Origin of the sequence: Mesorhizobium sp. WSM4935, from assembly GCF_029625735.1 — a bacterium.
Taxonomy (GTDB): domain Bacteria; phylum Pseudomonadota; class Alphaproteobacteria; order Rhizobiales; family Rhizobiaceae; genus Mesorhizobium.
Genome location: NZ_JARTVR010000004.1, coordinates 11,110 through 28,177 on the forward strand (window position 1 = coordinate 11,110; position 17,068 = coordinate 28,177).

Genomic DNA, 17,068 nt, shown 5'->3' on the forward strand with positions numbered 1-17,068 from the left:
CATGGAAGAAGCACGCGAGGTGAAGACCACCTGCCCCTATTGCGGGGTGGGCTGCGGCGTGCTGGCCAAGATCGCCGCGGACGGCAAGACAACCGTCCGCGGCGACCCCGAGCATCCGGCCAATTTCGGCCGGCTCTGCTCGAAGGGTGCCGCGCTCGGCGAGACGCTCGGCCTGGACGGCCGTTTGCTTTACCCCGAAATCGGCGGCAAGCCCGCGAGTTGGGGCGAAGCGCTCGACCTTGTGGCCGCAAAATTCGCGCGGGCAATTGCCGAGCATGGGCCGGATTCGGTCGCCTTCTACGTCTCGGGGCAATTGCTCACCGAGGATTATTACGTCGCCAACAAGCTGATGAAGGGCTTCATCGGTTCGGCCAATATCGACACCAATTCGCGACTCTGCATGGCCTCGTCCGTCGCCGGCCACCGCCGCGCTTTCGGCGAGGACATCGTTCCTGGCGTCTATGAGGATTTCGAGTGCGCCGATCTCATCGTGCTCACCGGCTCCAACACCGCATGGTGCCATCCCGTCCTCTACCAGCGGATGCTTACGGCGCGCAGGGAGCGTGGGACGAAAATCGTCGTCATCGACCCGCGCCGCACCGCCACGGCCGACGAATGCGATCTGCACTTGGCGCTCGATCCCGGCACGGACGTGCTCTTGTTCAGCGGCCTGTTCGCGCATCTCGTCCACAGCGGAAAGATCGATCTAGACTTCATCCGCGAGCATACGTCCGGCTTCGACGCCGCAGCCGCGCTGGCCGGCGCCGATGCGCCGTCGATCGCGCGTGTCGCCAAAGGCTGCGGATTGGCGGCCGCCGACGTCGAGGCCTTCTACGATCTCTTCGCCGGCACCGAGCGGACCGTCACCGTCTACAGCCAGGGCGTCAACCAGTCGGCGCATGGCACCGACAAGGTCAACGCCATCATCAACTGCCATCTCGCCACCGGCCGCATCGGCAAGCCCGGCATGGGGCCCTTCTCGGTCACCGGCCAGCCGAACGCCATGGGCGGCCGCGAGGTGGGAGGTCTGGCGAACCAGCTCGCTGCGCATATGGACTTCGCGGACGAGTCAAACATCGACCGGGTCTCTCGCTTCTGGAAGGCGCCCGGCATCGCGCGCCGCGCCGGGCTGAAGGCCGTGGACATGTTCCAGGCGGTCGCCGACGGCCGCATCAAGGCGCTGTGGATCATGGGCACAAATCCCGCGGTCTCGATGCCGGACGCTTCGCGCGTGCGTGTGGCGCTGTCCAAATGCGACTTCGTCGCCGTCTCGGATGTCACCCGCACCGACACCACGCGCTATGCGGACGTGCTGCTGCCGGCCGCTGCCTGGGGCGAGAAGGACGGCACAGTCACCAATTCGGAGCGGCGCCTCTCGCGTCAGCGGCCGTTCCTGCCGCCGCCTGGCGAAGCGAACGCCGACTGGCGCATCATTTGCGAGGTCGCCGCCCGCATGGGCTTTGGCGATGCCTTCGCCTACCAGTCACCGGCCGAGATCTTCGGCGAGCACGCCGCGCTCTCCGCCTTCGAGAACAACGGCGAGCGCCTGTTCGATCTCGGCGGTCTGGCGGACCTCGACGACGCCGGCTACGCCGCCTTCGCGCCGCGCCACTGGCCCACGCCGGAGCGGCACGAGCAGCGGACGCGGCTGTTCGCTGACGGCCGTTTCCCGACGCCGGAAGGCCGCGCGCGCTTCGTACCGGTGCGGCAGGAGGCAACGGCATTCACGGTCGATACCGATTATCCGCTGGCCCTTAACACCGGCCGGCTGCGCGACCAGTGGCACACGATGACGCGCACCGGGAATGTGCCGCGTCTGATGGCGAACGCGCCGGAACCTGCGGTCGATCTCCATCCGGCGGATGCGGCCGCGCGTCATCTCAAGGATGGCGACCTCGCCCAGCTTTCGACGCGCTTCGGCTTCGTCCGCGCGAGGGTGCGGGTGGCGGACGCACAGCGGCGCGGCCAAGCCTTCATGCCCATGCATTGGAGCGGGCAGTTCGCGGCCAGGGCTTCCGCCGGCCTGTTGTCCTCGCCGGTCACCGATCCGCATTCCGGCCAGCCGGAACTCAAGCACGTTCCGGTCCGGATCGTGCGGGAAGAGACCGGCTGGGCCGGCGTGCTCATCACCCGCCGCGATCTCAGGCCGACGGGTTTCGTCCACTGGAGCCGATATGCGGTCGACGGCGGCTGGGTTTACGAGCTGACCGGTACCGAGCCGCCGGACCAGGGCATTCTTCTGGCGCGCAAGCTGCTAAGCGTGCAACGGCAGGACCAGATCCTGGAATACACCGACCGCCGCGGCCTCGCCTATCGCGCCGCCGCCATCGACGATGCCGGCGCCATGGCCGAAGCCCTGCTCGTCGCCACTCCGGACCAGTTGCCCACGCGCGACTGGCTGGTGTCGCTGCTGGCCACCCGCCAGCCGCTGTCGACAGCCGATCGTCATGCGCTTCTATCCGGCCGCTCGCCGGTGCCGATGCCGGCCATCGGCCGCGTTGTGTGCGCATGCTTCCATGTCGGCGCCAACCAGCTTGCGTCGGCGGTGGCTTCCGGATGCGACAGCCTCGAAGCAATCGGCTCGACATTGCGCGCCGGCACCAATTGCGGCTCGTGCCGCTCCGAGATCCGGGCGATCATCGACGCCCGCCAGGTGCAGGCGGCGGAGTGAGCTGCCCGTTACGGCCGGTTTCAGCGGTCCTCGACGATCCGCAGATAGGCCGCCGTCACGAACAGCACGATGAAGCCGAACAGGATGCGGCGGCTGCCTTCCGGCATCTGCAGGATGGTGAGCAGCGTCGTCAGCACGGTCAGGATCAGCGCGCCGATGATGGTGCCCGTGTAGCCGCCGCGGCCGCCGAAGATCGACGTGCCGCCGATGACGGCCGCTGCCACCGAAGGCAGTACCAGCGGTTCGGCGAGCGACAGCGAGGGCGCCTTGATCAGGCCGATATAGAGCAGGCCGGTGATGCCGGCGAGCAGGCTGGAGAGGACGTAGAGCGCCGTGATGACCTGCCAGTAGCGGACGCCGGAGAGACGCGCGGCGCGCTCATTGTCGCCGACGGCGTAGAGCAGGCGCCCGAAGCCGGTGCGGTTCAGCATGAAGACGATCAGCACCGCCACCGGCACGAACAGGAAGAGCGCGTTGGGAAAGCCATAGGTGAGGCCGGTGCCCAGCCAGTTGAGGAAACCCGGGATTTTCGCGCCGGAAGCGATCACCGTGCGCTGGTAGACCTGCAGGAAGCCGGTGCCGATCAGGCTGGTGCCGAGCGTCATGATCAGTGGATGCACCCGGAACACGCCGACGCCGACGCCGTTGACGAGACCGATCAGCACGGCGGGCAGCATGGCCAGCAGAAAGGCCACCGCCGGGTCCTGGTTGACGATCTGGGTAGCCATGATGAAGGCGCTCATCGTCGCCACCGTGCCGACGGAAAGGTCGATGCCGCCGGTCAGCATGGTCATGGTCTGGCAGCCGGCGAGGATCGCCAGCGGGATGGCGAATTTCGCCGTGTTGGCGATCCAGCGCTCGTTGACGATGCCGGGGCGCAGGATCTGCAGGATCACCACGAGGATGATCAAAAGGATAATCAGCGGGATGAGCGGCCGGTCCGCCATGAAGCGCTTCAGGCGCCGGCCGAACGAGACCGGCTGGGGCATGGTCGCGATGTCGGTCATGCCGTTGCTCCTGCCGGGCGGCTGCGCATGGTGATGAAGGCGCCGAACATCACGACCGCGACCATGATCAAGCCCTCGATGATTGCGGTGACGTTCGGATCGATGGCCAGAAGCGTCAGGTCGGTGCGCACCAGCCTCAGCACGAAGACGGCGATGATCGGCCCGAGCAGGCCGCCCTTGCCGCCGCCGAGGGCGACGCCGCCCAGCACCACCGCGGCGACGCTGGCGAGCAGGTAAGGCCCGGGGATGGGCGCGCCGATGCCGGTGCTGATGGTGAGCGACAGGCCGCCGAGCGCGGCGAACAGGCCGGAGAGCGCATAGGCGACGATCCTGGTGCGCGCCACCGGCACGCCGCTGCGGAAGGCGGCGAGCTCGTTGCTGCCGATGGCGTAGATGGAAAGGCCGAGGCGCGAGCGCCGGAGCGGAATCCATACGATGCAGAGGCAGACGAAAAGCAGCACCAGAGCCTTGGGAACCCAGGCGTCGGCCCAATCGGGCAGGCCGGGGATCGGCACGGTGCCGATGACGCTTGCCTTCAGCCATTCGGCGGCGGCGCCGCCGGGCGCTTCAAGCACAAGCAGCGCCGCTCCCTGCAGCACGAACAGCATGGCAAGGGTGACCACGATGTCGGGCACCCGCGTGACGACGATGAGGATGCCGTTCAGCGCGCCGAGCACCAGCCCCATGGCCAGCACGAAGGGCACGACGAAGAACGCATATTCCTCGCTGGCGCCATTCATCATCGAGGCGGCGGTCACGCTGGTCAGCGCCATCATGGCTGCGACCGACAGGTCGATGCCGCCGGCGATAACGACGACCGTCTGGGCCGCGACCGCGAAGGCGTAAGGCAGAACCGCCCGCGCCAGCGAACCGAAGTCGCCGCTGCCATAGCCCGGCTGGATCAGCTTGGTGACGACGAAAAGAAAGATCAGCAGGGCGAAGAGGCCTGCGACCCAGCCCTGGTTGCGGAGGAAGCGGCTCATGACGCGGCCTCCGTATGGGAACCGGGTTTGACCTCGGCAAGGATGCCGACATCCGCCTTGGCGCCGCGCGGTAGGCCGTAGGCAGCCCGCATCAAGGCCGCTTCGTCGGCTTCTTCGACCGGGAAAGTGTCGACGACGCGGCCGCCGAAGATGACGATGACCCGGTCGCAGACACGCTGCACCTCTTCCATCTCGGACGTGTAGAACAGCACCGACTTGCCCTGGCCGGCGAGCTCGCGCAGCAGCTTGTAGATCTCCTGCTTGGTGCCGACATCGATGCCGCGCGTCGGATCGAAGCAGAGAATGGTGCGGGCGTTGGCCGCGATCCAGCGGGCGATCGTCACCTTCTGTTGGTTGCCGCCGGAAAGGCGCTGCACTTCGCCCTGTGCGCGGGTGTCGATCTGCAATCTGCCGATGGCGCCGGAAACCACCACCTGCTCCCGGCGCATGCGGATCGGCCCCCATTTGCGCAGCGCCGCGCTGAAGGGCAGGGCGATGTTCTCGCGCACCGAACGCTGCATGGCCAAGGCCTCGGCGCGGTCGCCCGGCACATAGGCGATGCCGGCCTGGATGGCGTCGCTCGGATGCGAAAATTTCACCGGCGCGCCGTCGACTTCGATGCTGCCGCCTGTCGGGCGGATCGAGCCGGCAAGGGCGGCGAAGAGCTCGTCCTGGCCCTGTCCCTCGAGCGCAAAGACGCCGGCAACCTCGCCATTGGCGAGATCGAAGGAGACGTCGTTTAGCTTGGTGCCGAGCTGCAGATTGCGGACCGACAGTCGCGGACGGCCGCCGCCGGCAATCACCACATCGTTTGCCGCGCGCGCGGTGACGCGTGTCTTCTCTATGCGGGTGCCGAGCATCATCTCGACTATTCGTTCCTCGATGCCCGGCTCGATGTCGACGACACCGACCGTAGAGCCGTCGCGCAGCACGGTCGCGCGGTCGCAGAGCGCGGAAATCTCGACGAAACGGTGCGAGATGAAGATGACCGAGCGGCCGGCGTCGCCTTGGCGGCGCACGACTTCCAGCACTTTCTCGGCGAGGTTCGCCGGCAAGGCCGCGGTCATCTCGTCGAGCAGAAGCACGTCGGGCTCGACGGCGAGCGCGCGGGCGAGGTCGAGCACGCGCAGGATGGCCAAAGGAATATGGCGAGCCGTCTCGCGGATATCGAGGTCGGGAATGCCGAGCTCGCGCACCCAAGCACGAAAGGGCTCGACCGGCGTGCCGGTCAGCCGAAGATTGGACAGGACGTCGAGGTCGGGAATCAGCGCCGGTTCCTGGTAGACCGGCAGCAGGCCGGCGCGGCGGGCGTCGGCGGGCGAGCGGACATCGAGCTGCTGGCCGCGGATGAGGATGCGCCCGGCATCCGACTTGATTGCCCCTGTCAGGATCTTCACCAGCGTCGACTTGCCGGCGCCGTTGGCGCCCATCAGCGCATGGACTTCGCCCGGCAGCACGGAGAGCGAGGCGTTGCGCAGCGCGGCGACAGCACCGTAGTTCTTCGCCACGCCTGTGGCGTCGAGGAGGGGGCTTTGAGGCGACGGGTTGGTTGTCAAATCGTGTGGTTCTCGTTCCAGAAACTGATGCCGACGTCTCACTCCGCTGGAGCACCCCTCATCCGTCTCGGCGCAGCGCGCCGATCCACCTTCTCCCACAAGGGGAGAAGGCAGAAGGGTGTTTCATCTCTTATTCGCCGGGCCCCTTGCAGGCGATGATCTGCTCCTTGGTGTAGGTCGTCCAGTCCGGGATCGAGATCGAGACCGGCCATTCGGGACTCAGCGAAGGATCGACGACGCTCTTCAGCTTGGCCTTGCCTTCCTCGGTGGCGTTTTCCCAGAGCTGCGGCTGGACCAGAACGGTCTGCTGCGCCGGCTTCTTGCCATCGAGGATCTGCAACGCCAGCGTGATGCCCGCGCCGCCGATCGAGCCAGGATTGGTGACGGCCGCACCCACCAGGCCCTTGACCGAGCTCAACTGGCCGACGAAGCCGGCATTGTCGGCGCCCACGACCGGCACCATAGGCGCCTGCTGCTCGACCAGCGCGTCGACAATGACGTTATCGATGCCGGAGGTCCAGATGCCGTTGATCGGCGTGCCGGTGGCGAGGAAGGACAGGATCTGCTGCTTGGCCTGGTCCTGCTGCCAGCCGGTGAAGACCTCCTGCGCGACTTTCACGTCGGGGAATTCGGCGAGCGCCTTCTTGAAGCCTTTGTCGCGATCGCTGTCGGCCGAAGCGCCGGCGGCGCCGCGCATGTAGAAGACCTCGCCCTTGCCGCCCATCTGCTGGAACAGCCACTTGGCGCCGAGATAGGCGTACTCTTCCTGGTTGTTGGAGATGATGTAGGCGGACGGCTCGGTGACCGCCTGGTCGACGGCAACGACGACGATGCCGGCCTTCGTGGCTTCCTCGAGGCCGGCCTTGATGCCTGCCGGATCGGCCGGATTGACGACGATGGCGTCGACCTTGGCGCTGATCAAGTTGCGGATGTCCTCGAGCTGGCCGGCGGCGTCGGTGTTGCGGTGGGCGATGTTGAGCTTCGCCACCTCGCCGGAAGCCAGCGCCTGCGCCTTCATGGCGCAGATCATCTCCTCGCGCCAGCCATTGCCCTGCACGGTGTTGGAAATGCCGATCGTGTACTTGCCCGCGGCGGCCGAGGCGCCCACCGAGGCAAGCAAGGCGGCGCCGGCAAGCAGCGAAGCCACGGTCAGATGTCTTTTCATTTCAGTACTCCTCCACATGATCTTTTCAGGTCAGTTCGATTTTTCGGTTCAGTTCCTGGGCGCCGATGCGGTCGGCGCCAAGCTTTTGGTCATTTGATGAAGGGGCGCAGCACGTCGCGGGCCAGCAGGAAGCCGCGCTTGACCTTTTCGTCCGTCCCCTCGAAGCGCCGGTCCTCGTGCTCGATGATGACCGGCCCGTCATATCCGGCCCGGTAGAGGCCCGAAAAAATCCTGCTCCAATCGATATCCCCAAGTCCCGGCATGCGCGGCACCTGCCAGCCTATGCCGGCCGAAAGGATTCCGCGCTCGTACAAACCATCATGATCAATCATCAGGTCCTTGGCATGCATATGCAGCATGTTGCCGCCGAACTCGCGGATGAAGCGCTCCTGGTCGATCATCTGCCAGACGAGATGCGAAGGGTCGAAATTTATACCGACATCTCCGCCCCAGGCTTCAAGGATGCGGCGCCAGACGTAGGGCGAGTAGGCAATGTTGTGTCCGGCCGGCCATTCGTCATAGCTGAAGATCATCGGGCAGTTCTCGAAGGCGAGTTTCACGCCATGCTCGCGGGCATGAGCGATGATCGCCGGCCAGACTTCCTGCGCGTCTTCCCAGTTGGCGTCGACATTCTTCGAAGCATCGCCGCCGCAGAAGGTGTTGACGAGCGGAACACCCATGCGGCTCGCCAGCACAATCACCTTCCTTAGATGGTCGATCACGGCTTCGCGATGCGCCCGGTCGGGATGGAGTGGATTGGGGTAGAAACCGAGACCCGAGACGGCCAGGCCCTTGCCGGCAAGTTCGTCGGCGATGTCCTTGGCCTCAGCGGCCGAGACGTCCGCGTCGATATGGCTGGTGCCGGCATAGCGGCGACTGGCGCCGGACGTCTTCGGCCAGCAGGCGATTTCCAGTGCCTCGAAGCCGGCCGAGCGCGCCCAGTCGGCGACTTCGCCGAGCGGCGTATCCGGAAACGGTGCTGTCAGCAGTCCAAGCTTCATGATCCCTCCCAGGTCCTAACTATGCAGATCGCGCCGGCTGCTTCAACCGCGCATCGGTTGGCCCAGCGCAGACTTGTCCGACAAAGCCCATCGGATCGTTCGAGAGCAAGCCATCGAGCCCGGCGACGATATACGCGCGAAACGCCGCGTCGGCGGCCAAGGACGGGTCGAAGATAGCGTCGATGGCGAGGATCGAATCGGCAAGCGCTTCGCTGTCCGCACCGATGCGGTCGGCAATGGCAGCGATCTTGTCGGCAAACGGATCGGACACCTGCCAGGCGCGGCCGAAGCGGGCAGAAGCCTTGATCAGATAGGCCATCCAGCCGGCGACCGGCACCGAGAGGAGCGCGATGCTCCCGCCCTTCGCCAGGCGGTCGCGGATCGGGTTCAGAAGGCGCTGCACGATCTTCTGCGAGCCGTCGGTGGCGATCTGGTGATTGCGATGACGAATCGCGGTGTTGGTGAGGCGCGACAGGCTCTGCTCGGCATAGGCCGCCGGCGCGATGCCGGGCACGGGCATCAGCGTCGGCAGCGTTTCCTCCGTCAGCATGCGACGGACGAACCGGGCCAGAAGCGGGTCGGCGATCGCTTCGAACGTATGCTCGAAGCCGCCCAAAACGCCGAGATAGCTGAGCGTCGTCTGGGCACCGTTCAACACCCGCATCTTGAGATGCTCGAACGGCGTGACATCGTCGACGAAAGCCGCGCCGACAAGATCCCAGCGCGGCGCGCGTCCGGCGAAGCGGTTCTCGATCACCCATTGGCGGAAGCGCTCGCCCACCACCACGGCGGTGTCGCGGTAGCCGAAGCGCTTTTCGACGGTTTCGATGTCAGCTTCGGTCGTCGCCGGCGCGATGCGGTCGACCATGGTCGAGGGCAAAGCGGTGTTGGCTTCGATCCAGTCCGCCAGCTTCCCGCCGCGCTGCTCAGCGAATGTGCGCACGACATTGCCGAGGATGATGCCGTTGCTGGGGATGTTGTCGCAGGAGAGTAGCGTCACCGGCCGGCCATGCGAGGCCATGCGCAATTCCAGCGCGCGCGCCATGATGCCGGGCACGCTGCGCGGCGTCTCAGGATTGATGAGATCGTGGACGATATCGGGGTGGTCGAGGTCGAGCGCGCCACTCGACGGGATATGGCAATAGCCCTTCTCGGTCACCGTCATGGTGACCATTTCGATCTCGGGCGAAGCGAGCACTTCCAGCGCCGGGGCGGCAGTGTCCTGGCTGTCGATGACGCGCACGATGCTGCCGATGACACGCGCTTCGATCTCGTCGTTCTGGCGGATGAGCCGCGTGTAGAGCCCGCTTTGCCGGCCGAGTGTCTCGGCCAGCAGAGGCGGCCTTATGTTGACGCCGACCAGGCCCCAGCGATCGAAATCCTTGGCCAGAAGATCGTCGGTGTATTCGGCCTGGTGGCAGCGGTGAAACGCGCCGACGCCGATATGGGCGATCCCGGGCTTGAGTGCTGCGCGACCGTAAGCCGGCTTGCGGACCTCGGACGGCAGGCGGTCGAGCAGGGCAGGGCTGAGATTCCCGGCGCTCACCGGTTGGCTCCGATCACCCATTGCTCCTGGTCGATCAGCGCGCCGGTCATCGGGCCGGCCGCGTCGGAGAGCAGGAAAACGGCGAGGTTGGCGATGTCGGTGACAGAGAACAGCCGGCCGAACGGCTGCGTCGCATTGGCGGCGTCGAGCCAGCCCGGACCCTGGCCGAGCGTCTCGGCCTGCATGACCCGTTCGGCCGGCGTGTCGGTCCAGCCGACATTGATGCCGTTGACGCGGATGCGGTCGAAGCGGTGGGCGTTGGCGGCGTTCTTGGTCAGAGTCGCCAGCGCGCCCTTGGTGGCGGAATAGACGGCCAGCTCCGGTGAGCCGCAATGCGCGTTGATCGACAGGATGTTGACGATCGAGCCGCCTTGTCCGCGCTTCTTCATGTCGGCGATCGCTGCCTGCATCAGGAAGAAGGGCGCGCGAGCGTTGACGGCAAACAGCGACGACCAATCGTCGAGGCTGGCATCGACGAAGGAGGCGCGATCGGTCAGGCCGGCGGCGTTGACCAGGCCGTCGATGCGGCCGAAGCGTTCGATGCAGGACTCAGCCAGCCGTGCCGGAGCTTCGGGATCGCCGAGATCGGCAGCAGCGAAGGCGGCAGGGGTGCCCATGGCCGAGAGCTCGGTGGCCACCGCGTCGCCGCGGTTCTGGTCCCGCCCGGTGATCAGCAGTCCCGCGGCGCCAGAGCGCGCAAGCGTCTCGGCGATCGCCCGGCCGATGCCTTGCGTCGCGCCGGTAACCAGCACCACCTTGTGGTCGAGACGAACCTCCATTCCTCCTCCCGGAACAAAGTTTCCATTTTTTCGAATATGGAACGATGGTTCTCTTTAGTCAATCGTGCTAGAGCGGTTCACCGTTTTCACGGAACCGGTGAACCGCTCTATCTCCTTGTCTTTCGCAATTCCGGACGGAAACCGCCCACACTTTTCCTGGAATTGCTCTTGTCAGCCCGTCCGACGCGCGACGATGCCGTGGACCAAGGCCATGCCGACGGCAAGCGAGGCGGCGAGCGAGCGGAAACCGCCAAAGTCCTGCTCGACCACTTCCAGCCAGGTATCGGAGAGTTTTGCCAGCGGCGAAAAGGTGCTGTCGGTGATGGCGAGGATGCGGGCCTTGCGCTCATGCGCGACGGCGACGAGGTCAGGCGTGATCGAATTGTAGGGGCTGAAGGAGACGGCCAGCACCGCGTCGCGCGGCGTAATGCAGCCGACCTGATCCAAGGCAGTGGAACCCACATTATCGACCAGCACGTTACGTACGCCCTGCTGCGAGAGCGTCAGCGACAGATAGGTGGTGACGGGGAAGGCGCGCTTGCTGCCGATGACATAGATCAGATCGGCCGCCGCGAGATGATCAACCATCGTCTCGAAAGCGTCGATGTCGAAACCGGTGCCGATGCGGCCGAGCGAGGCCTGGCAGGCGCCGACCATGCCGTTGAGGAAATGCAGGTTCGCGTTCGGCTCTTCGGCCTTGTCCTGGCTGCCTTGCGTATCCGGCCAGGAGCCCTTCATGCGCTCCTTGAAGAGGAGCTGGAAATCGGAAAAACCGGAATAGCCGAAGATCTGCGCGAAACGCACCAGGGTCGAGGGCTGCACGCCGGCCTGGTCCGCCACCTGCGCGATCGTGCCCAGCGCCACCTCGCTCGGATGCTGCCAGAGGAAGATCGCCACCTGGCGAAGCCGCTTGGGGAAATGCACGGTTCCAGAGGAAAGCACCGCACGCAGCTCTTCATAGGTTTGCGGTTTGGTGTAGCCAAGGGCCGCCAGCGGTCGGCTCCGCTTTCTCGCCGCCGTCTCCAGACTGTGCGCAGACGGCTCGTCGGCCGCCTTGCTGCGGCCGCTCATAGGAAATGCCTCATTGTGCCCCAACCATCGGATGCGTCATCCGATCCCTGTCCTCCGGCTGCGGCCCGTCATCTAGACCGAGGGCAAGAAGCTAACGCGGCACAATCGTTTTACAAAACAAAAAATGGAAATATCATTCGAGAAACAGCCGCCGGTCATGGCATCCGCACCGACCGACATACCAAACCTTGGGAGAGTAACCGCAATCATGGTCTATGCAACCGCGGATGGTACGTCGCGTCAACGCCTGCGGGTCGGCATGGTCGGAGGCGGCCGCAACGCCTTCATCGGCGCCGTGCATCGCCTCGCCATGCGGCTCGACGACCAGATCGCGCTGGTCGCCGGCGCATTGTCCTCGGATCCGGAGAATGCCGCGGCCTCCGCCGCGGAGATCGGTATCGCGCCGGAGCGCAGCTATGCCGACTATCACGCCATGGCGAAAGCCGAGGCGGCGCGGGTCGATGGCATCGAGGCGGTCGTCATCGTCACGCCCAATCACCTGCATGCGCCGATCGCCACCGCCTTCCTCGAGGCCGGCATCGACGTGATCTGCGACAAGCCGCTATCGACGACGCTTGAGGAGGCGCAAGCGCTGGTGGCGCTGACGAAGGCGAAGCAGCGCCGTTTCGTCGTCACGCTGAACAACACCGGCTACGCCATGGTGCGCCAGGCGCGCGAAATGGTGGCGGCGGGCGAGCTCGGCCGGATCGTGTCGGTGCATGGCGCCTATATCCAGGACTGGCTGACCAAGCCGATCGACGCCGAGGGCCAGAAACAGGCCGAATGGCGAACCGATCCGGCGCGTGCCGGCCAGTCGGCGGTGCTCGCGGACATCGGCGTGCATGCCTTCAACCTGGCAAGCTTCGTGTCCGGTTTCGAGGCTGAGGCGGTCTCGGCCGACCTCTTCACCGCCGTGCCCGGACGGCGGCTCGACGACAACGCGCATGTGCTCGTGCGCTGGACAGGCGGAGCACGCGGCACGATCCTCGCCAGCCAGACCTCGCCCGGCCATTACAACGACCTTTCGGTGCGCCTCTATGGCGAGAAGGCCGGGCTCGAATGGTCTGGATCGCGGCCGGAGGAGCTGCGCTTCTCGCCCTATGGCGAGGAAACGCGCACATTGGTGCGCGGCGGCCATGGCTCGACGGCGGAAGCCCGGCGCGTCTCGCGCATGCCGGCCGCCCACCCGGAAGGCTATATCGAGGCCTTCGCCAACTTCTACCGCGACGCCGCCGACATCATCCGCGCGCATCGTTCGGGCGCTGCGGTCGATCCAGGGCGCGTCGCGCAGGTGCCAGACGTGGTCGACGGCGCGCGCGGCGTGAAGTTCGTCGCGGCGGCGGTGGAGTCGAACGCGGCTGGAGGGGCGTGGACGCCGGCGCGGTTTGGATAAGCGATGCGCCTCTTGCGTCCATGAGACCAATCAATCCGTATCGCGATTTGCAGCCGGGCGATCGATCTGCCGGCGCTCGTCGCCGATCAGCTGTGAGAGCCCGCCGAGCACGAGGCGCCTGAACATGACGTCGACCTGAGACGGAAGCAGCCGAGGCTTTCGTTCGAACCACCAATTCAGCGCCGTAAGAAAGGCGTCCGCGATGAATTGCACGACGAAGTCGCGCGGGATGGCATCGCCGTGGAGGGTAGGCGGCAATTCCTGCCGCACCATTTCCGACAGGATCAGGCGAATTTCGTTTTCCGTCACGGCGCCGCCCCGACCGCCGATCATCGTGCGGTAATGGTCGGCATACCGGGCCGCATGCTCGAACATGGCCGTGCTGAAGCCTAGCGGATCGTCATGCGATGCTTCGGCTCCGGCGCGCGCTGTCGATTGCGCCTCCTCGAGTTCTCCCCGAAGCATCTGGAAGCCGCTGCGCAGCAGGTCCTCCTTGCCGGTATAGTGCGCATAGAATGTCGAGCGGCCGACATCGGCTTCGTCGATAATGTCTTGCACTGAAAGGGCCTCGTAGCCCTTGCGCAGCATCAGCGTCAGCAGCGCCTGGTGAAGGGCTTTGCGGGTGCGGGCGGCCCGCCGGTCGATATCCCGTGGCATGGGTCGCTTCCTTGCTGCTCACATGGATGGGGCGACTTTTCCGGGACAGCGGGTCGGGATTGTTCGGTAACGAACGTTCCATCCGCTTTGTTCGTCGAAAATCCCGAACAAGCTGTCCATTATCATACGAGCCGTTTCGAAACAGCACCAGCCTCAGTCGCAATGCCGGCATTGGCCGGCCCCGCCGCTGAAGAGAGGACGTGACAAACATGCACCATTTGCGAAGCGAAATACGTGCCGCCGGAGCCGCAGTCGGTCCTGAGGCCAACAAGGGCATCGGCTTTCCGCGCCTCTATGACCTCCTGGTCCTCATGCTGACCCGTGGGCGCGACAGGGCCTATCGTGAGGCGCTGCTCGATTTGGCCGGCTTGGCGCCGGGCTTCCAGTTGCTGGACGTCGGATGCGGTACTGGCACCCAGGCGATTTCGGCTTGGCGCCGCGTGCAGCCCGGTGGATCGGTGGTTGGCGTCGACGTCTCCGAAAAAATGCTCGCCGCCGCTCGCCGCAAGGCAAACCGGGCCGGGCTGGAAATTCCGTTTCATCACGCTGATGCGGCCAGTCTGCCGTTCGAGAACGGTCGCTTCGACGTCGTCACTTTCACGACGGTGCTGCATATGGTTCCGGAGGCAAGGCGCGGCTTTTGCCTGCGCGAGGCCGCGCGCGTTCTGCCCCCAGGCGGGCGGCTGCTGCTGATCGACTATGGCGGTCCGGTGAGTGAGCGCGGACACATGTCAGCAAAACACGGCCTGCATGGCCAATTCGACCTGCACCGCCTTCGCGAACCGCTGGCCGGAGCCGGGTTCGAACGCATAGAAGGCGGCCCGCTCAACTGGCTCAGCCTGCATTACCTGCGCGCCGTCAGATCGTGAAGCCCCACCCACGCCGATCGCCGGCGCGGCATTATCCCTTGATCGCCGAGCCCACAATCGAATCGACGAAGAAGCGTTGCAGGAAGACGAAGAGCACCAGCGGCGGCGGTACGGCGAGCGTGGCGCCCGTCATGCTCAGGCCGGTGTTGACGGCGGAGGCGCGTCCGGTCGCGGAATGCTTGGGCGGCGCGTCATTCTCGTCGGGATTGGGGACCGGCTCCTCGTCGGGTAACCGGTCGGGATCCGGCTCGCGCATCGGCTTCGGCTCCGGGATCGGCGGCGGTGTTGGCACCGGCGTGGGGGACGGGTCCGGATTGGGGAGAATGGCCATCGCGTTTCCTTCCACTCTGTGGCCGACGAGCTTTGCCGCGAGCCAAAACCGGGATCTGCAGCCCGACCTGAAACGATGGTGTGATCGCTGCCGCATTCAGCCGCTTCGTCGGGAGCGATGGGCCGCGCAAGCCGGCAAAACGGCCACGCCCGCGGATGGTTCCAACACGACCGCTCCGCGCGATGACGGCAAGTGGCGATCAAATGATTCTGCGCGCCTGTTTCGGCTCTTGCCGGCGACTGGCCGTGCCTTAGTTCCATTGTCAGCGGGTGGCCAATTGTGCCTGTACAGGAGACGGCCGTGAAGCACCAAACCCTTGACCAAATCAACGCCGTTGCCGACGTTCATGCCGAAGCACCGGCTCTCATCGCCAATCGTGGCCAGCGCCTCGAGCGCTGGGCGCAACTTCTCGAAGAAAATCCCGGCCGCCGCCTCACGGCGCTGACCGGCACCGAATACGCTTCGCCCGATGTGCGTCAAAGAATGCGCACGGACGGATCGGCGATCACCGTCGCTTTCGAGGATCCGATCTTTCGCGCGCAAGGCTTGCGGGACGACACCTATGGTGAAGCCAGGCGCTTCTTCGAGATGAGCGACTGGCAACTGCATGAGGTCGTCTGCCATTGCCATGTCGGCGCCAACATGCCGGCCCGCTGGGCGGCATCGCGCGTGCGCGCGGCGATCTCTCCGGGCGCGGGTATTCTTGCCTGGTTGAGAGCGGTGTTCATGCATTGACGGCCGCGATGCATGCACTCGCGACCGATCAAGACCTGATGGGAGCGGTGGAGGCCTGACCGGGGCCTCTGCGCTCCCTCTTTAGCGGTCGATCTCGCCGAAGACGATGTCGAGCGAGCCGATGATGGCTGCGACATCCGCCACCATATGCCCGCGCGAGAGGAAATCCATCGCCTGGAGATGGGCGAAGGACGGCGCGCGTATCTTGCAGCGATAGGGAACGTTGCTGCCGTTCGAGACCAGATAGACGCCGAACTCGCCCTTCGGCGCCTCGACTGCCGCATAGACTTCGCCGGGCGGCACGCGGTGGCCTTCGGTAAAGAGCTTGAAATGGTGGATGGTCGCTTCCATCGAGCGCTTCATGGTGGCGCGCGGCGGCGGCGTGATCTTCTGGTTCGGCACCGCGACCGGACCCCGGCTATCGGCCGAGCGCAACTTTTCCAGGCACTGCCGCATGATGCGCACCGACTGGCGCATCTCTTCCATGCGCACCAGATAGCGATCGTAGCAATCACCGTGCTTGCCGATCGGGATGTCGAAATCCATCTCGGGGTAGCATTCGTATGGCTGCGCCTTGCGCAGGTCCCAGGCGGCGCCCGATCCGCGAATCATGGGCCCGGAGAAGCCCAGGCCCCAGGCGTCATCGAGCGAGATCACGCCGACATCGACATTGCGCTGCTTGAAGATGCGGTTGTCGGTGAGCAGGCCTTCGAGATTGTCGCAAACCTTCAGGAACGGATCGCAGAAATCCCAGATGTCGTCGAGCAGCTCTTCCGGCAGGTCCTGATGCACGCCGCCGACACGGAAATAGTTCGCATGCATGCGGGCGCCGGATGCGCGTTCATAGAAAACCATCAGCTTCTCGCGCTCGGCAAAACCCCAGAGCGGCGGCGTCAGCGCGCCGATGTCCATGGCCTGCGTGGTGACGTTGAGAAGATGCGACAGGAGCCGCCCGATCTCGCAAAACAGCACGCGGATCAACTGGCCGCGCCGGGGGACCGACAGCTGGAGCAGCTTTTCAGCGGCGAGGCAGAAGGCATGCTCCTGATTCATCGGCGCGACGTAATCGAGCCGGTCGAAATAGGGCAGGGCCTGCAGATAATTCTTGTATTCGATCAGCTTCTCGGTGCCGCGATGCAGCAGGCCGATATGCGGGTCGGCACGGTCGACGATTTCGCCGTCCAGTTCCAGCACCAGCCTGAGCACGCCATGGGCCGAAGGGTGTTGCGGTCCGAAGTTGAGGGTGAAGTTGCGGACTGCGGTTTCGGTCATGACGGCCTCCGCAAGAGTGAGGATGGAATGCG

At 65.5% G+C, this 17,068-nt stretch carries 15 protein-coding genes; 4 read left to right on the plus strand and 11 right to left on the minus strand.

The features are described 5' to 3' along the window. Position 1 precedes the first annotated feature (1 nt). Entirely contained in the window at positions 2 to 2,671 is a 2,670-nt protein-coding gene (locus P9273_RS11690; RefSeq protein ID WP_278049055.1) for a nitrate reductase, read from the plus strand. A gap of 20 nt (positions 2,672 to 2,691) precedes the next feature. Here P9273_RS11690 and P9273_RS11695 read toward each other — a convergent pair whose 3' ends face one another. The 8 genes from P9273_RS11695 to P9273_RS11730 form a co-directional block, all read right to left on the minus strand. Beyond that, the gene (locus tag P9273_RS11695; protein WP_278049056.1) at positions 2,692 to 3,678 is read right to left on the minus strand and encodes an ABC transporter permease; all 987 of its coding nucleotides are present in this window, start codon (positions 3,676 to 3,678) and stop codon (positions 2,692 to 2,694) included. Next, a complete protein-coding gene (locus P9273_RS11700) occupies positions 3,675 to 4,661 on the minus strand; it encodes an ABC transporter permease (protein WP_278049057.1) in 987 nt (328 codons plus the stop codon). The genes P9273_RS11695 and P9273_RS11700 overlap by 4 nt, the downstream gene beginning before the upstream one ends. Continuing rightward, a complete protein-coding gene (locus P9273_RS11705) occupies positions 4,658 to 6,169 on the minus strand; it encodes a sugar ABC transporter ATP-binding protein (protein ID WP_278049058.1) in 1,512 nt (503 codons plus the stop codon). The genes P9273_RS11700 and P9273_RS11705 overlap by 4 nt, the downstream gene beginning before the upstream one ends. Before the next feature lie 178 nt (positions 6,170 to 6,347). Then, entirely contained in the window at positions 6,348 to 7,400 is a 1,053-nt protein-coding gene (locus P9273_RS11710) for an ABC transporter substrate-binding protein (protein WP_442920211.1), read from the minus strand. 71 nt (positions 7,401 to 7,471) lie between these two features. Beyond that, positions 7,472 to 8,383 carry a sugar phosphate isomerase/epimerase family protein gene (locus P9273_RS11715; RefSeq protein WP_278049060.1) on the minus strand — a complete coding sequence of 304 codons (912 nt, stop codon included), beginning with the start codon at positions 8,381 to 8,383 and terminating at the stop codon, positions 7,472 to 7,474. Positions 8,384 to 8,402: 19 nt separating this feature from the next. Beyond that, positions 8,403 to 9,929 (minus strand): mannitol dehydrogenase family protein, encoded by a 1,527-nt coding sequence (locus P9273_RS11720; protein ID WP_278049061.1) that lies wholly within the window; start codon positions 9,927 to 9,929, stop codon positions 8,403 to 8,405. After that, positions 9,926 to 10,708, minus strand: coding sequence for an SDR family oxidoreductase (locus P9273_RS11725; protein WP_278049062.1), 783 nt, complete (start codon positions 10,706 to 10,708; stop codon positions 9,926 to 9,928). Before P9273_RS11725 ends, P9273_RS11720 begins: the two co-directional genes overlap by 4 nt. A 171-nt stretch (positions 10,709 to 10,879) precedes the next feature. Continuing rightward, positions 10,880 to 11,779, minus strand: coding sequence for a MurR/RpiR family transcriptional regulator (locus tag P9273_RS11730; RefSeq protein ID WP_278049063.1), 900 nt, complete (start codon positions 11,777 to 11,779; stop codon positions 10,880 to 10,882). 208 nt (positions 11,780 to 11,987) lie between these two features. Here P9273_RS11730 and P9273_RS11735 point away from each other — a divergent pair, with 208 nt between their 5' ends. Then, positions 11,988 to 13,172: a Gfo/Idh/MocA family protein gene (locus P9273_RS11735; RefSeq protein WP_278049064.1), complete on the plus strand. Its 1,185-nt coding sequence runs from the start codon at positions 11,988 to 11,990 to the stop codon at positions 13,170 to 13,172. A 30-nt stretch (positions 13,173 to 13,202) separates the two neighbouring features. Here the strand turns inward: P9273_RS11735 and P9273_RS11740 are convergent, their stop codons facing one another. Next, positions 13,203 to 13,829, minus strand: coding sequence for a TetR/AcrR family transcriptional regulator (locus P9273_RS11740; protein WP_278049065.1), 627 nt, complete (start codon positions 13,827 to 13,829; stop codon positions 13,203 to 13,205). Positions 13,830 to 14,038: 209 nt separating this feature from the next. On the opposite strand from P9273_RS11740, the gene P9273_RS11745 reads away from it, so the two are divergent. Then, positions 14,039 to 14,698, plus strand: a complete 660-nt coding sequence (locus P9273_RS11745; protein WP_278049509.1) for a class I SAM-dependent methyltransferase — start codon at positions 14,039 to 14,041, stop codon at positions 14,696 to 14,698. A 31-nt stretch (positions 14,699 to 14,729) separates the two neighbouring features. Here the strand turns inward: P9273_RS11745 and P9273_RS11750 are convergent, their stop codons facing one another. Then, complete coding sequence (locus tag P9273_RS11750) at positions 14,730 to 15,029, minus strand: hypothetical protein (protein ID WP_278049066.1); 300 nt, start codon at positions 15,027 to 15,029, stop codon at positions 14,730 to 14,732. Positions 15,030 to 15,329: 300 nt separating this feature from the next. Between P9273_RS11750 and P9273_RS11755 the strand changes: the two genes are divergently transcribed. Further along, a complete protein-coding gene (locus P9273_RS11755) occupies positions 15,330 to 15,764 on the plus strand; it encodes a hypothetical protein (RefSeq protein ID WP_040990203.1) in 435 nt (144 codons plus the stop codon). A gap of 81 nt (positions 15,765 to 15,845) precedes the next feature. Here P9273_RS11755 and P9273_RS11760 read toward each other — a convergent pair whose 3' ends face one another. Continuing rightward, a complete protein-coding gene (locus P9273_RS11760; protein ID WP_278049067.1) occupies positions 15,846 to 17,036 on the minus strand; it encodes an NADH-quinone oxidoreductase subunit D in 1,191 nt (396 codons plus the stop codon). Positions 17,037 to 17,068 lie beyond the last annotated feature (32 nt).

Excerpts from the sequence above, each read along its gene's own strand:
- P9273_RS11690 (WP_278049055.1), top strand. The coding sequence starts at position 2 with ATGGAAGAAGCACGCGAGGTGAAGACCACCTGCCCCTATTGCGGGGTG.
- P9273_RS11695 (WP_278049056.1), bottom strand. The coding sequence starts at position 3,678 with ATGACCGACATCGCGACCATGCCCCAGCCGGTCTCGTTCGGCCGGCGC.
- P9273_RS11700 (WP_278049057.1), bottom strand. The coding sequence starts at position 4,661 with ATGAGCCGCTTCCTCCGCAACCAGGGCTGGGTCGCAGGCCTCTTCGCC.
- P9273_RS11710 (WP_442920211.1), bottom strand. The coding sequence starts at position 7,400 with ATGTGGAGGAGTACTGAAATGAAAAGACATCTGACCGTGGCTTCGCTG.
- P9273_RS11715 (WP_278049060.1), bottom strand. The coding sequence starts at position 8,383 with ATGAAGCTTGGACTGCTGACAGCACCGTTTCCGGATACGCCGCTCGGC.
- P9273_RS11725 (WP_278049062.1), bottom strand. The coding sequence starts at position 10,708 with ATGGAGGTTCGTCTCGACCACAAGGTGGTGCTGGTTACCGGCGCGACG.
- P9273_RS11730 (WP_278049063.1), bottom strand. The coding sequence starts at position 11,779 with ATGAGCGGCCGCAGCAAGGCGGCCGACGAGCCGTCTGCGCACAGTCTG.
- P9273_RS11735 (WP_278049064.1), top strand. The coding sequence starts at position 11,988 with ATGGTCTATGCAACCGCGGATGGTACGTCGCGTCAACGCCTGCGGGTC.
- P9273_RS11740 (WP_278049065.1), bottom strand. The coding sequence starts at position 13,829 with ATGCCACGGGATATCGACCGGCGGGCCGCCCGCACCCGCAAAGCCCTT.
- P9273_RS11745 (WP_278049509.1), top strand. The coding sequence starts at position 14,039 with ATGCACCATTTGCGAAGCGAAATACGTGCCGCCGGAGCCGCAGTCGGT.
- P9273_RS11750 (WP_278049066.1), bottom strand. The coding sequence starts at position 15,029 with ATGGCCATTCTCCCCAATCCGGACCCGTCCCCCACGCCGGTGCCAACA.
- P9273_RS11760 (WP_278049067.1), bottom strand. The coding sequence starts at position 17,036 with ATGACCGAAACCGCAGTCCGCAACTTCACCCTCAACTTCGGACCGCAA.